The sequence below is a fragment of the Pectobacterium carotovorum genome (assembly GCF_900129615.1).
Lineage (GTDB): Bacteria > Pseudomonadota > Gammaproteobacteria > Enterobacterales > Enterobacteriaceae > Pectobacterium > Pectobacterium carotovorum.
In genome coordinates this window covers 19,879-34,290 of sequence record NZ_FQWI01000009.1, presented here as the reverse complement: position 1 = coordinate 34,290, position 14,412 = coordinate 19,879, and the positions used below count along the sequence as shown (strand labels likewise).

Genomic DNA, 14,412 nt, shown 5'->3' with positions numbered 1-14,412 from the left:
GCCGGTATTCAATAATCGGTAAATCAGAAACGGTAACCGACGCCAATATTAAAGCTATCTATGCGCGTTTCATAAATTTTCGTGCCTTCATAGCCAATATCGATCGCCCAGTTTGCTACGGGTGTGATTTGAATACCGGCACCGTAAGCAAAGCGCGTTTCCTTCTCACTACCAGAATCAGCAAAAGCACCGTAATCGTATTTCCAATCCACTTTGCCGTGACCAATGCCCGCAAGGCCATAAACACTAACGACATCATTAAAACGGTAAGATGGCCCAGCCATCAAGGAGTAGTATTTAATTTTAGTCGTATCATTGGAGTTGAAGTCACGATCATAATAATCTTCTTTTGCTCCCAGATAAGTGAAAGAACCGATAATACCAAGCGCAGAATCACCCTGATAATGGTATTTGGCCGTAATCCCTTTTGGATCTTTAAAGTCATCGACTTTCGCCTGAGCATAACCCAAAGACACCGTTTGTGTCGCCTGAGCAGCAGACATTCCCATGGCACAAGCAATCAAAGTGGAGAGTAGCAGTGTTGTTTTTTTCATGATCGAAACATCTTCCATATTTGAATAAAAAGACGGCTTCAACAAAGCAAATATATAAGTATCGCGAATGTTGCCCGCACATAAACTTACATTTAAATACGGATAGGTAAAGTCAGTATTATTCTTAAATAACTGGAATTGTTTTTATTTAAACCATTAAAAAACAAAAAGATAGGTATTATTTATAATAATTAAGGTGCGGTTTTTCACGCTATTTTTGGGAACATTCTTAACTGAAAATAGAGGGCATATGGAAATTTCCGACGATAAAGAACACGGAGATAAAACCCTGTATTTATAAAGGATAACGTTCACAATCGACTATTTTTTAAACGAAAACGCTCTTAAAATGAGACTATTTTTAAACAAATAATGTGCATAGACGGTGATTGAAACGGGAGAAAAAACTAAGAATGACTTACTGAGGAAGTGTGTTGGTCGGCGAGAGAGGATTCGAACCTCCGACCCACTGGTCCCAAACCAGTTGCGCTACCAAGCTGCGCTACTCGCCGAATGCGGGCGCATATTACTGCTACCTTATTAGAGCGTCAATACCTTTTTAGCAAAAGGACTTCAGCTGCCGTTAAAGTATCCATCTCTTGTATTTACAGCCTGAAACCGACGTCCCTGTCCGTGATTCATATCAATTAGCGGGTTTCTGACACCAGTTATTTTTAGGGTTAATACCACCATCAGGCGACGTGTATCCCACACATCCAAGAATCGTATCAAACAACTCTTCATGGCGATGTGTTTTGCCAACGCGCTGCTGAGCCTTCAACTGCTCGAACGCATGCTGATTATCGGCGTCAGCTAGGAATTTATCTGAAGTCCAGACCATCATCGGTGAACGGAACTGCTCGGGTGGTGCCATCTCACGCGGCGTGCCGTGCAAATGGTAGTTATCATCAATGGATTCACCGTGATCGGAGGCATAAAACACGATCGCTTTCTTATCCCGAACCTGATCGATCACGCTATCGATAAAGCTATCGGTATAGAGCACGCTATTATCAAACGCATTAATCAACTGCTCACGGGTACAGGAGGCATCAACGCCCATGCACTCTGGTTGATAGCGCGCATAGCTGCGGGGATATCGCATGGAATACAGGTAGTGAGAGCCTTTGGTATGCAGCACAATCAGATGCTTACCTTTGGGGTAACGTGCCAGCGACTCCTTGACCTCATCGACCAGCAACATATCCTGCACCGATTTACCGTCATTGTGTTTCTCTGACGCAATCATTTCGCGGAAGGAATAGTTATTCGCCTCAATGCTATTGTAAAACCACACCTCACTTTGCATAGCAAACAGCTCAGAGGTAAAGCCCAACTCTTTCATTACAGCAAAGATGTTCCGCTCTTTCAGCGTTCGCTGCGGGTTGTCTTCCGTACCGCCTTCTCGCACAAACATACAGCGCATGGAAAGCTTGGTTGAGGTATCACACGACTGACCACGGAATGCGACCAGGTTTTTTTCTTTTGATAGCTTTGGCGTCGTGTCTCGCTCGTAGCCTAACAGCCCCATATGATCCCAGCGGGTTGTTTCACCGATAATGAAAACCACGTAGGTATCGTCAATGCCTTTCGGCGGGACATAGGTAAAATGCTGAGCCGGATCGAAAAGATTGGAGGAATCCTGGTTCTCGTCATACTTGGTATACGCAAATAATCCTAATGCAGACAACCAGTTAGAAGGAAGATACGAGTGAGCCACTACGCCGCCATAGCTGGGTAAATCCACATTGGATTCTAGCTCGGACACTGACTGAACGTTGTCCATATAGCGAAGCGGCATCCAAACCAGCGCAACAACAGCGACAAGAACCAGAAGCGGAACCAGACGCTTTCCTGGTGATTTAAGCTGCTCGATCAACGTATGACGTAGCGAGTTCTTCCAGATCAAAAACAGCGGCAGCGCACTCACCGCCAGCATCCACAGGAAAAAACGAAAACCAATAACTTCTTTAGAAAGATCAATATCCGTGGTCATGACCGCCGCAATAATGCCATAGCCAATCACGACATTAAAAAATGTCATGTAATAGCTGGCTGCAACGGAAATCAACACCAAAAGAGACGCGAGAATCCGATAAAAACGACGTCCCCCGAGTGAAATAATCCTCATTAGGAAAAAGGTAAATAAGATACTCGCGGTCAATTCAACAAGAGCGGGAACAAACGTTGAAACATGGCTACCAGCAGAGAGTGAGAAGTAATCAAATCGGCGATAATACACTGAGATATTGAGAAAAAGACCAATATAGATTGCCAGTACAAACGATAATTTGGGTTGCGAAAAAGATGCTACAAACTTCATTATGACAAGTGCTCCAACAAACCTTTCTTATTATCTGAAGCTATACGACAACATCCGTATGCCTGAGTTCAACGGAAATAATCAGGCTATCAGGCATTTCTCTATCGCAAAACAGCAAATAGGCTCAGATCTTTAACTCGTAAAATTTACTTATGATTAAGTAGAGAGAACAGAAAAAAATTGTCCTTTTGTGTGAATGCATCCACGAAAAAATAAAATGGACGATCCCAATCTGTTATGAAAAATCACCACCGCTTATCTATGTATACCTTCGCGAGCTAATCGAGCAATTAATTCTACTACGATAGGGTGCTTCAGGAACGCCATAATCTCTTCTGCACGTCTCTCCCCAATACCGGAGAACTGTCGCCACTGTTGCGCCGTCCACTGCTGTAACGCCAGCCAATTCACATTATCTAATGCGCTCATTGCAGAACGAGGAACAGGAATACCCAAGGCAAGTAGCCAGCGGGATAGCGGCATCTGTCGCGCCGACTGCAAGCTTTCATAGATATCTCGCGCCCGTTTATCGCCCATGCCATTGACCGCATTAAGCTGTGCCTCCGTCAGAGATAGCCATGACAGCACATCCTCCAGTAAATCATGTTGTATCAGGCGCAGCCACATCCCTTCACGCACTCCCGCTAGCTTTAAACCGTGATCTCCACTCAACCAGACTAAGCGCGCCAGGAATTGCTGCTGGCAAACCGCGCTATACCGAAAACAGCTAAAAGCATGGAAATCATGTTCATTAGGGGAAACAATGGCAGGCCGCTCAGTACCACGCCATACCACATTATCCAGACGTGGAATCCCCTGCCCCGCCAGACTGATGCTCACCCGATCGCCGGGCAACACGTCCCACTGTTTCCAACGCGATAGCGATCCCACATTCACCCGACTGACCGATTTGTCATCCAATTTAAGAGGATTGAGTTTTAACACCACGGCGATCTTACCCGTCCGCCCGACAGAAAACACCACATCAACCACTTCCGCAACCTGATGAACAGGCGGGTATTTCCATGCGATCGCCCAGTCGGCCGATGTATTACGCCAATAGCGCCCCTGCGGCTCTTTAGTCTGGCGGATAACTACGCCATCCGTCACAAAAGGCAGCGGACCGTGATACCAGTCATGACGCCATTTCTCCGCGTCGGTGAATGACCTAATAGCGTGGGTATAGTCCGCCGTCATGGCAAATCCCATTTCCTTCAATTTCTCCAGACGTTCGGGCATCGTCTTTGGGCCATCCGGCCATTCCCAGACAAACAGACCCATCTGCGACAACACAGGAGATGGCTGATGCCGACGCATTTCACCAGCCACGACCGAGCGTGCATTAACACCGCCCTGAGTACGCTGTCGATGATCGGTCATCTTCAGGAAAAGCTCCCCTTGTAGTACCAATGAGGGAGGCGCATCGGTTAATAGATGAGGTATTCCCGGAATCAAGCGGGCTTTTTCAGTCCAGTCTTCGCCTTGCAGACCGTTGCCTCGGCTAACCGCAGACACGAGCTTACCGTGCTGGTAGACCAGCGTAACAGCCACACCATCAACTTTTGGCTGAATCCATAAATCCTCACGCTGTGCGATCCATTGCATCAACTGTCTACGATCGGACAATTTTTTCAGTCCCGTATGGGCAACAGGGTGAGGCTGCTTGCCATTATCGGGTAACCGGACGGGAATAGGGTTTTGGGGCTGAAAACACCCTAACCACTGGTTTAACTGTTCCCGAAGCTGATCATAAACATCATCTTCTATCGGGCTTTTCCCTTCGGTGTAATACACGTCATCCCACTGTTCTAACTGGTGACGCAATGCATCAATTTCTTTACCGGAACGCGTGCTATCCCAATCGGGGCACACTGCAGCCACGGCAGGGAAATTGCTGATACCCCCCATGACGATGATGAAAAAAAATGTGCGGATCCTGAGCCACATAGAACCTCCTGCCATCCATTAGCGAATGGCCGCAGTACATAGCAACGCGGAGGAAAATACGAGGCGAAAAAAGGAGAAATGCCAAACACGCCGCAAGATGATTCATCGTTTGCAGCACCGATAAAAAAGATGGGAACGTGCTTCGCAATCTAAAAAAGAAACGTTGGAAAGAAGTTTTCCTGATGGCATAACGAAAAAACAGTCAGCGGAGAATTTATCGCAGCGCGACTGATGACATATAGGCGTGTATAATACGGAGAAATGCGCATTTTTCTGCTGCATATCACCATTCACCATCGTAACCGTTAATAAAACTTCATTATGGCTCAAGGCACGTTATATATCGTTTCTGCTCCCAGTGGAGCTGGGAAATCCAGCCTGATTCAGGCGTTATTAAAAACTCAGCCGCTTTACGACACTCAGGTATCGATTTCGCATACCACGCGAGCGAAACGACCGGGAGAAAACCACGGCGAACACTATTTCTTCGTCGAAGTCGATGAATTTAAGCGTATGATTCAGGATAACGAGTTTCTGGAACACGCTGAAGTCTTTGGCAATTACTACGGTACATCCCGACCGGCAATTGAGCAGGTATTAGCGACTGGCGTTGATGTTTTTCTGGATATCGACTGGCAAGGAGCCAAGCAAATCCGCGCCCAAATGACGCACGCGCGCAGTATTTTCATCCTGCCGCCGTCAAAAGAAGAGTTGGCTCGCCGCCTGCGTGGGCGTGGACAAGACAGCGATGAAGTGATTGCCCGTCGTATGTCTCAGGCAGTGGCTGAAATGACGCACTACGGCGAGTATGATTACCTGATTGTGAATGATGATTTCGATCTGGCGCTGCTCGATCTAAAAACCATTATTCGTGCCGAACGTCTGCGTTTGAGCAGACAACAGGTTCGGCATGATGCATTAATCACCAAACTATTGGCAGACTGACGCCTCTTTCAGTATGATGCGCAGTCATTTTATTTCCTGTGGAGTAGCACATTATGGCACGCGTAACTGTTCAAGACGCTGTAGAGAAAATTGGTAACCGTTTTGACCTGGTGTTGGTCGCTGCTCGTCGCGCCCGTCAAATCCAGACTGGCGGCAAAGATCCGCTGGTTCCTGAAGAAAACGATAAGTACACCGTGATCGCACTGCGTGAAATCGAAGAAGGTCTGATCAACAACCAGATTCTGGATGTTCGTGACCGTCAGGAACAGCAAGAGCAGGAAGCCGCAGAGATTCAGGCGGTTACCGCGATTGCTGAAGGCCGTCGTTAATCACACCACGAGTCGCCCTTGTACATTTTTGAAAGCCTTAATCTGCTGATTCAACGTTATCTGCCAGAAGATCAGATCAAACGTTTACAGCAGGCTTACTTAGTTGCACGTGATGCTCACGAGGGGCAGACTCGCTCCAGCGGTGAACCCTACATCACACACCCTGTTGCCGTCGCCTGTATTCTGGCGGAGATGCGTCTCGATTACGAAACGCTCATGGCAGCACTGCTGCATGATGTCATAGAAGACACCCCCGCCACCTATCAGGACATGGAACAGCTTTTCGGTAAAAGCGTTGCTGAACTGGTAGAGGGCGTGTCCAAGCTGGACAAACTGAAGTTCCGCGATAAGAAAGAAGCGCAGGCTGAAAACTTTCGCAAAATGATCATGGCGATGGTGCAAGACATTCGCGTCATCCTGATCAAACTCGCAGACCGTACCCATAACATGCGCACGCTGGGCTCATTGCGCCCGGACAAGCGCCGCCGTATTGCCCGCGAAACGCTGGAAATATACAGCCCGCTGGCACATCGACTGGGTATCCATCACCTCAAAACCGAGCTGGAAGAGCTGGGTTTTGAGGCGCTGTATCCGAACCGTTATCGCGTCATTAAAGAGGTCGTCAAGGCCGCACGCGGTAACCGCAAGGAAATGATTCAGAAAATCCTATCGGAAATCGAAGGGCGTTTGACTGAGGCCGGAATTGCCTGCCGCGTCAGCGGTCGCGAAAAACACCTGTATTCCATCTACTGCAAAATGCACCTGAAAGAGCAGCGTTTTCATTCCATCATGGATATTTACGCGTTTCGGGTCATCGTGAAAGAGCTGGACACCTGCTATCGCGTGCTCGGCCAGGTTCACAGCCTGTATAAGCCGCGCCCAGGCCGGGTAAAAGACTACATCGCCATTCCCAAAGCCAACGGCTATCAGTCGCTGCACACGTCTCTGATTGGCCCGCACGGCGTACCGGTCGAAGTACAAATTCGCACTGACGACATGGATCAAATGGCGGAAATGGGTGTCGCTGCGCACTGGGCTTATAAAGAAGGCGAGAGCAGCACTACTGCGCAGGTACGCGCCCAACGCTGGATGCAAAGCCTGCTGGAACTCCAGCAAAGTGCCGGTAGCTCATTCGAATTTATCGAAAGCGTGAAGTCCGATCTCTTCCCTGACGAGATGTACGTCTTTACGCCGGAAGGCCGTATTGTGGAACTCCCCGCAGGCGCGACGCCCGTCGATTTCGCCTACGCGGTACACACCGATATTGGGCATGCCTGCGTCGGCGCCCGCGTCGACCGCCAGCCTTACCCGCTGTCACAGTCGCTCACCAGCGGACAAACCGTTGAAATCATTACCGCGCCGGGTGCCAGACCGAATGCCGCGTGGCTTAACTTCGTGGTCAGCTCCAGAGCGCGTTCCAAAATCCGCCAGATGCTGAAAAACCTCAAACGTGATGATTCCGTGAGTCTCGGTCGCCGTTTGCTGAACCACGCATTGGGCAACGGCCGCAAACTCTCCGACATCCCTGAAAAGTCGATTCAGCTTGAGCTTGAGCGCATGAAGCTCGCTACGCTGGACGATCTGATGGCGGAGATTGGTATGGGTAATGCCATGAGCGTCGTTGTGGCGAAAAATCTGCTGAACGAACAGTCTGAGCTGGGAACCACCGGGCTGCGCAAGTTGCCGATCAAAGGCGCAGATGGCGTCATGATCTCATTTGCCAAATGCTGCCGCCCCATCCCCGGCGACCCGATTATTGCCCACGTCAGCCCCGGTAAAGGGTTGGTTATTCACCATGAATCCTGTCGCAACATTCGCGGCTATCAGAAAGAACCTGAAAAATTCATGGCGGTAGAGTGGGATAAGGTGACGGAACAAGAGTTCATCGCCGAAATCAAAGTGGATATGTTCAACCATCAGGGCGCGCTGGCGAACCTGACGGCAGCGATCAACGCCGCGAACTCCAATATTCAGAGCATCAACACGGAAGAGAAGGATGGCCGCGTATACAGCGCCTTTATCCGTCTCACGACTCTCGATCGCGTTCATCTGGCCAATATTATGCGTAAAATTCGCGTGATGCCGGATGTTATCAAAGTTAACCGTAACCGAAATTAATCGTCATGACCCCTCAACGTTATGCACGTATAAAAGAAATGCTCAACTGTCGTCAGCCCGATCTGACGATTTGCATGGAGCAGGTGCATAAACCTCATAACGTTTCTGCTGTTATCCGTACTGCGGATGCTGTCGGTGTGCATGAGATCCATGCGATTTGGCCCACCAGTCGGATGAAAACACTGGTCTCCTCCGCCGCAGGTAGCAATAGCTGGGTGCAGGTTAAAACCCATCGCAACATAGGTGATGCGGTTGGTCACCTGAAGGCAGAAGGCATGCAGGTTTTAGCGACCAATTTGTCTGAACACGCCGTCGATTTTCGGGAAATTGATTACACCCGCCCTACCTGTATTCTGCTCGGGCAAGAAAAAACCGGTATTACTGCCGAAGCGCTCAAACTGGCAGATCGGGATATCATCATTCCGATGACCGGCATGGTGCAGTCGCTGAATGTGTCCGTAGCCTCGGCATTGATCCTGTATGAAGCCCAGCGCCAACGCCAGATCGCCGGTATGTATCAGCGTGAAGACAGTCCGTTGGATGAAGAAGAGCAGCAGCGTCTGCTTTTTGAAGGGGGCTACCCGGTACTGGCACGCGTCGCAAAACGCAAAGGGCTACCTCGCCCCCATATCGACCATCAGGGTCAGATTGTCGCGGATACCCCGTGGTGGGCCGCGATGCAATCGTCGGAGTGCTGATGAAAGGCCGCCTGCTGAACACCCAACCGCTGAGTACACTTACAGGCGTGGGTGCAAGTCAGGCAGCGAAGCTCGCGCGACTCGGGCTGGAAACCGTGCAGGATCTCCTGCTGCACTTACCTCTGCGCTACGAAGACCGTACGCATCTTTATCCTATTGGCGACCTCCTTCCCGGTATGTATGCCACCGTGGAAGGTGAAATCCTACGCAACGACATCACCTTTGGCAGCCGTCGCATGTTGACCTGCCAGATCAGCGACGGCAGCGGCATGCTGACCATGCGCTTCTTCAATTTCAGCGCCGCGATGAAAAACAGCCTCGCACCGGGACAGCGCGTTACCGCTTATGGCGAAATCAAGCGCGGTAAAATCGGTGCGGAGATCATCCATCCTGAATATCGTGTTCAGGGGGAGAGTACGCAGGTCGAGTTACAAGAATCACTCACGCCGGTTTACCCCTCCACAGAGGGCGTTCGTCAGGCCACGCTCCGCAAACTTACCGATCAGGCATTGGCATTGCTCGATGCAAACCCCATCGATGAGTTGCTGCCTGAATCCCTGAGCCGATCGCTCATTAGCCTGCCGGACGCGCTGCGCACGTTACATCGCCCACCGCCGGATATGCAGCTCAGCGAGCTTGAGCACGGGAAACACCCGGCACAGCAGCGGCTGATTATGGAAGAACTGCTGGCGCATAATTTGAGTATGCTCGCGGTACGAGCGGGGGAGCAGCGGCATAAAGCTTCGCCGCTACAGGCGCAAGACGGTTTGAAGCAACGGCTGCTCGCTGCCCTGCCGTTCAAACCCACACAGGCGCAAGAACGTGTCGTAGCCGAAATTGAAACGGATATGGCGAAAGACTTCCCGATGATGCGTCTGGTGCAGGGCGATGTCGGTTCAGGGAAAACGCTGGTCGCCGCACTGGCCGCATTACGCGCCATTGCCAACGGCAAACAGGTTGCGTTGATGGCACCAACAGAGCTATTGGCAGAACAGCACGCCCATAATTTCCGTCAGTGGTTTGAACCGCTAGGGCTTGAAGTGGGCTGGCTAGCTGGCAAACAAAAAGGGAAAGCGCGCCAGGCGCAGCAGGATGCCATCGCCAACGGTCAGGTTTCCATGGTTGTCGGGACGCACGCTATTTTTCAGCAGCAGGTAAAATTCAACGGGCTGGCATTGGTCATCATTGACGAACAGCACCGCTTTGGCGTGCATCAACGCCTTGCGCTGTGGGAAAAAGGCGAAGAACAGGGCTTTCATGCCCATCAATTGATTATGACCGCCACACCGATTCCTCGTACGCTGGCGATGACAGCCTATGCCGATCTGGATACATCCGTCATTGATGAACTGCCGCCGGGCAGAACCCCCGTCACCACAGTCGCTATACCGGATTCACGCCGCAGCGACATCATCGAGCGCGTGAATAATGCCTGTCAGCAGGAAGGGCGGCAGGCCTATTGGGTATGTACGCTGATCGAAGAATCCGACCTACTGGAAGCACAGGCAGCTGAAGCCACCAGCGAAGAGTTGAAGGCTGCTCTGCCAAATCTCAAGGTTGGATTGGTTCACGGCCGCATGAAAGCGCAGGAAAAGCAGGCGGTGATGCAAGCCTTCAAACAGGGCGAACTGCAACTGCTGGTAGCGACCACCGTCATAGAGGTGGGTGTGGATGTACCGAATGCCAGCCTGATGATCATTGAGAACCCGGAGCGTCTGGGTCTGGCGCAGTTGCATCAGTTGCGCGGGCGTGTGGGACGCGGCGCGGTGGCATCTCACTGCGTGCTGCTCTACAAAACGCCGATGAGCAAGACCGCACAAAAACGGCTTCAGGTTCTACGCGATAGCAACGATGGTTTTGTCATCGCGCAGCGCGATCTGGAAATTCGCGGGCCGGGTGAATTACTCGGTACGCGCCAGACGGGCAATGCCGAGTTTAAAGTCGCTGACCTCCTGCGCGATCAGGAACTGATCCCACAGGTACAGCGCGTTGCGCGCCATCTTCATGAGCACTACCCCGAGCATGCCATCGCGCTAATCGAACGCTGGCTACCAGAGCGCGCACGCTACACCAACGCCTAATCGCAGCAGCGCTTCTTCATTTTTCTTAAAAGTATCCCCTTAAATAATAAGGCCTTGCTTGTCAGACAAAATTCATATCGAAAAGATGAGTTAGCAAACGTTTGCTTTCAGCAAAGAGATCATTAAAATGCGCTCTTTGTCGTTTCAGGAACGCCAACTTACATCATGACTACCACCACGGAAACGTCCCAAACAGAAGCCGCTGCCGCACCTCAGCGCAGTGAACTCATCTATCATCTTGAAGACCGGCCACCGCTGCCGCAAACGCTGTTCGCCGCCAGTCAGCACCTGCTTGCCATGTTTGTTGCGGTGATTACCCCTGCGCTACTGATCTGTCAGGCATTAGGTTTACCCGCTGAGGATACGCAGCGCATCATCAGCATGTCGCTTTTCGCTTCCGGTCTGGCCTCTATTCTACAAATTAAAACCTGGGGTCCTGTCGGTTCTGGTCTGCTGTCGATTCAGGGCACCAGCTTTAACTTCGTGACGCCGCTGATTATGGGTGGGCTGGCGCTGAAAAACGGCGGAGCAGATGTTCCCACCATGATGGCAGCACTGTTCGGTACGCTGATGGTCGCTTCCTTCACCGAAATCATTCTTTCACGCTTCCTGCATTTAACCCGCCGCATCATTACACCGCTGGTTTCCGGCATTGTGGTGATGATCATTGGGCTGTCGCTGATTCAAGTCGGCCTGACCTCTATCGGCGGCGGCTATGCCGCAATGGGTAATAACACCTTCGGCGCACCCAAGAACTTACTATTAGCGGGTGTGGTGTTGCTGGTTATTATTCTACTTAACCGCCAGCGTAACCCTTACCTGCGCGTCGCCTCGCTGGTGATTGCCATGGCGGTGGGTTATCTGAGTGCCTGGTTGATGGGAATGCTGCCGGAAAATACGCCTGCTCAAAACGACACGGTCATTATGGTGCCCACCCCGCTGCATTACGGTCTAGGCTTTGACTGGAACCTGTTGATTCCGCTGATGCTGGTCTTCATGGTGACCTCGTTAGAAACCATCGGTGACATCACCGCGACCTCCGACGTTTCGGAGCAGCCGGTCAGAGGCCCGCTGTACATGAAACGCTTAAAAGGCGGCGTGCTGGCAAACGGCTTGAACTCCTGTCTTTCTGCCGTATTCAATACCTTCCCTAACTCTTGCTTCGGCCAGAATAACGGCGTCATCCAGCTTACCGGTGTTGCCAGCCGCTATGTGGGCTTCGTGGTTTCACTGATGCTGATCGCGCTGGGGCTGTTCCCTGCCGTTAGCGGATTTGTGCAGCATATTCCAGAGCCCGTTCTCGGCGGTGCCACTATCGTGATGTTCGGTACGATCGCAGCCTCCGGTGTGCGCATTGTGTCCCGTGAGCCGCTGAATCGTCGTGCGATCATGATTATTGCGCTGTCGCTGGCTGTTGGTCTTGGCGTATCGCAGCAGCCGCTGATTCTGCAGTTCGCGCCGGATTGGATTAAAACATTACTGTCTTCTGGTATCGCCGCTGGCGGGATTACGGCAATCGTGCTGAATATCGTCTTCCCACACGAAGAAAAATAGCGCCAGCCCGCAATAATTTCAGTTCAGTTCATGTAAAAGCGAGCGGTGATGCAACACCGCTCGCTTTTTACTGTCTGTAACAGCATTACCTATTGAGCCTTCAGGGAAATTGCGGCATAAGAACAGTTCTCCCTGACGATTGGCATGGACTGACACGATGAAATTTATCGGGAAATTATTGCTGACCCTACTGCTGCTGGCCTTTTTAGCGCTGGTAGTCGTATATGTATTACTGCAAACCAGTTGGGCAGCAGGCTGGGTAAGTAATTGGGTAAACCAGAATACCGACTACCAGTTGTCACTGGGCAAAATTAATCATGACTGGTCAACAGCCGATCATATCCAACTCACCGATGTCAGTTTTGGCCAGAAAAATCAGCCGCCGACACTCACTGCAAAGCAGGTTTCAGCCGGGTTTAGCGCCCGTCAAATTACCGATCCGCGCCACTTCGCCAGTCTGGAACTAGAAGGCGGTACGCTAAACCTTTCCTCACAGGCCGCCACACTCCCTATCGAAGCCGATGTGCTACAGCTGCGTGCGATGGCGTTGCAGGCAAAGGACGGCGATTGGCGTCTGAATGGTCAACAGATCAACGGCGGAATAATGCCGTGGCAACCCGAGGCAGGCTATCTGCTGGGTAAACAGGGGCAGTTCCAGCTCAGCGCCCGCTCACTCGAACTCAACGATATCCCTGCCAGTCAGGTCTTGGTTCAGGGCGAAATCAACCACAATCAGCTGATTCTGAGCAACTTCGGCGCGGATGTCGCTCAAGGGCAGCTAACGGGTAACGCCAGCCGCGCAGAAGACGGCAGCTGGCAGATCGGTAGCCTACGGCTCAGTAATGTTCGTTTGCAAACGCAGAGAACGCCGGAGGCCTTCTGGCAACCCGTTACTGAACTGCCTTCTGTTACGGTTGACCGCTTTGATCTGATTGATGCCCGTATTGAAGGGCCGGGATGGGCGTTTATTGACCTTGATGTTGCCCTGCAAAATGTCACGTTTAAGCAGAATGACTGGCAGAGCGAAGGGGGAACACTGTCATTCAATGCGACCGACATTGTGAACGGAAACATGCACCTTATCGACCCTATCGTGAATCTGGATTTGTCACCGGCGGGTGTTAACATCAAGCAGTTTTCTACGCGCTGGGAAGGGGGTCTGCTGCGAACCAACGGCAACTGGCAGCGTAGTAACCACCGTTTACAGCTGAATGAGTTTGTTGTCGCAGGAATGGAATACACGCTCCCCGGCGACTGGCGTCAGCGCTGGCAAGCAACATTGCCATCATGGCTGGCAGAAGTGAATGTGCGAAAATTCACGGCGAACCGCAATCTGCTGATCGATATCAACCCGGATTTCCCCTTCCAGCTAACCGCATTGGATGGCTACGGCAGCGATTTGCTGCTGGCTCGCAACCACCAGTGGGGAATGTGGACAGGTTCGTTGAATATTAATGCCAGCGATGCGACGTTCAATAAAGTCGATGTGCGCCGTCCTTCAATGGCACTGGTAGCCGACGATAATCAGATCGCCATTAACGAACTCAGCGCATTTACGCAAAATGGCATGCTGGATGCCAAGGCAATGATCCACCAGCAACCGGCACGTAATTTCTCCCTGTCGCTGACAGGACGCGCCGTACCGCTGGATGTTCTGACGCGTTGGGGATGGCCAGAACCGGCAACCGCACCGACAGGCAACACGAATCTGCAACTGCAGTTGAATGGGCGACTTGCCGCTGATACACCACTTAAGCCGACGCTAAGCGGTACGCTGCAAGGTGTGGATAGTAACGACCACCCAATCAGACAGCAAATGCATCAGGGAACCGTGACAGAAACGCCGTAATTATTACGTTTTCA

10 protein-coding genes and 1 tRNA gene are annotated in these 14,412 nt (G+C 51.2%); 7 read left to right on the top strand and 4 right to left on the bottom strand.

Annotation, left to right across the window (positions count from 1 at the left end; translation table 11 throughout):
- Positions 1-23: 23 nt before the first annotated feature.
- From BUB06_RS16940 to ligB, 4 genes are all read right to left on the bottom strand, one after another.
- On the bottom strand, positions 24-554 hold the full coding sequence (locus tag BUB06_RS16940; protein ID WP_039474384.1) for an Ail/Lom family outer membrane beta-barrel protein: 531 nt from the start codon (positions 552-554) through the stop codon (positions 24-26).
- Between the two features lie 435 nt (positions 555-989).
- Positions 990-1,066 (bottom strand) — tRNA-Pro (locus tag BUB06_RS16935).
- A 131-nt stretch (positions 1,067-1,197) separates the two neighbouring features.
- Positions 1,198-2,877, bottom strand: coding sequence for a kdo(2)-lipid A phosphoethanolamine 7''-transferase (gene eptB / locus BUB06_RS16930; RefSeq protein WP_039474383.1), 1,680 nt, complete (start codon positions 2,875-2,877; stop codon positions 1,198-1,200).
- Positions 2,878-3,132: 255 nt separating this feature from the next.
- Complete coding sequence (ligB, locus tag BUB06_RS16925) at positions 3,133-4,824, bottom strand: NAD-dependent DNA ligase LigB (RefSeq protein ID WP_039474380.1); 1,692 nt, start codon at positions 4,822-4,824, stop codon at positions 3,133-3,135.
- 321 nt (positions 4,825-5,145) lie between these two features.
- Here ligB and gmk point away from each other — a divergent pair, with 321 nt between their 5' ends.
- From gmk to BUB06_RS16890, 7 genes are all read left to right on the top strand, one after another.
- Positions 5,146-5,769: a guanylate kinase gene (gmk, locus tag BUB06_RS16920; protein WP_039474377.1), complete on the top strand. Its 624-nt coding sequence runs from the start codon at positions 5,146-5,148 to the stop codon at positions 5,767-5,769.
- A gap of 53 nt (positions 5,770-5,822) precedes the next feature.
- Positions 5,823-6,098 (top strand): DNA-directed RNA polymerase subunit omega, encoded by a 276-nt coding sequence (rpoZ, locus tag BUB06_RS16915; protein WP_005968230.1) that lies wholly within the window; start codon positions 5,823-5,825, stop codon positions 6,096-6,098.
- 18 nt (positions 6,099-6,116) lie between these two features.
- A complete protein-coding gene (spoT, locus tag BUB06_RS16910; protein WP_010281663.1) occupies positions 6,117-8,216 on the top strand; it encodes a bifunctional GTP diphosphokinase/guanosine-3',5'-bis pyrophosphate 3'-pyrophosphohydrolase in 2,100 nt (699 codons plus the stop codon).
- A 5-nt stretch (positions 8,217-8,221) separates the two neighbouring features.
- Positions 8,222-8,914, top strand: a complete 693-nt coding sequence (gene trmH / locus BUB06_RS16905) for a tRNA (guanosine(18)-2'-O)-methyltransferase TrmH (protein ID WP_010298173.1) — start codon at positions 8,222-8,224, stop codon at positions 8,912-8,914.
- On the top strand, positions 8,914-10,995 hold the full coding sequence (recG, locus tag BUB06_RS16900; RefSeq protein ID WP_039474375.1) for an ATP-dependent DNA helicase RecG: 2,082 nt from the start codon (positions 8,914-8,916) through the stop codon (positions 10,993-10,995). Before trmH ends, recG begins: the two co-directional genes overlap by 1 nt.
- 165 nt (positions 10,996-11,160) lie before the next feature.
- Positions 11,161-12,549 carry a nucleobase:cation symporter-2 family protein gene (locus tag BUB06_RS16895; protein ID WP_039474372.1) on the top strand — a complete coding sequence of 463 codons (1,389 nt, stop codon included), beginning with the start codon at positions 11,161-11,163 and terminating at the stop codon, positions 12,547-12,549.
- A 157-nt stretch (positions 12,550-12,706) separates the two neighbouring features.
- Positions 12,707-14,398 (top strand): AsmA family protein, encoded by a 1,692-nt coding sequence (locus BUB06_RS16890; RefSeq protein WP_039474369.1) that lies wholly within the window; start codon positions 12,707-12,709, stop codon positions 14,396-14,398.
- Positions 14,399-14,412 lie beyond the last annotated feature (14 nt).